This is a genomic window from Acidovorax sp. KPB24-07, from assembly GCF_057543315.1.
Map to the genome: position 1 here is coordinate 1 of NZ_BAAJYS010000796.1, position 892 is coordinate 892.

Below are 892 nucleotides of genomic sequence, written 5' to 3' on the forward strand. Positions count from 1 at the left end.
GCCGTGGCCGCTGCACCGGCGCCCACCCCCAGCTCCGGCCCCCCGCTCCCGCAGTGACGGGCAACACCGCCTCCAGCGCCGCCGCCGCGGCGGAACGGGAAGTGTCCGCCGCAGTGCACGCCTGGGCCAAGGCCTGGGAGAGCCAGGACATGAACGCCTACCTGGGCGCCTACGACAAGAACTACACGCCCAACGGCAAGCAAAGCCACGCCGCCTGGGAAAAAGAGCGCCGCGACCGCATCGTCGGCCGCGCCAAGATCAACGTCAGCGTGAACGATCTGCGCATTTCCGTGAACGGCAACAAGGCGCAGGCGCGCTTTCGCCAGGGCTACAGCTCCGGCAGCTACAGCGTGAACAGCCGCAAGACCCTGGACCTGGTGAACACCGGCGGCCAGTGGACCATCGTGCGCGAGGCCACCGGCGGTTGATGGCGATCGTTTCGGTGACGCGCTCCACCATCGCCTTCGGGATGCTCCCTTGCCCTCTGCTGGCGCACCGCGCCGCATTCGTTCCCGCTTGAAGCCTCGCATGCCTGCGGGACGTTCCCCCTGGAGCCGCGGCATGGCGGCGGGCATGGTGCTGTCGCTGCTCGCGGCAGCCTGGCCCGCGCACGCCCAGGGCGACAAGCTGCGCGGCGTGGGCAAGAACGCGCGCACGGCGCCCGTACGCATCGCCCCGCTCGCCGATGGGCAGGCGGAAAAGCGCCTCATGGAGGTCTATCGTCTCACCGGCGAAGGCAAGGGCCGCGAGGCCCTGGCCAAGGCCGAGAGCCTGGTGCGCGACCACCCCAACTTCCAGCTCGCGCAACTGGCGCTGGGCGACCTGCTGTCGGCCCGCACGCGGCCGCTGCGGCAGATGGGCGACGTGCCGGCCGGCCAGGGCGATGCCCCCG

1 protein-coding gene and 1 pseudogene are annotated in these 892 nt (G+C 71.3%); both read left to right on the forward strand.

Going from position 1 to position 892, the window contains the following annotated elements; translation table 11 throughout:
* A partial coding sequence (locus tag AC27IQ_RS25870; RefSeq protein WP_487091351.1) for a L,D-transpeptidase Cds6 family protein occupies positions 1 to 428 on the forward strand: 428 nt, incomplete at its 5' end.
* Positions 429 to 561: 133 nt separating this feature from the next.
* Positions 562 to 892: pseudogene (locus AC27IQ_RS25875) on the forward strand (L,D-transpeptidase family protein); the annotation flags it as partial.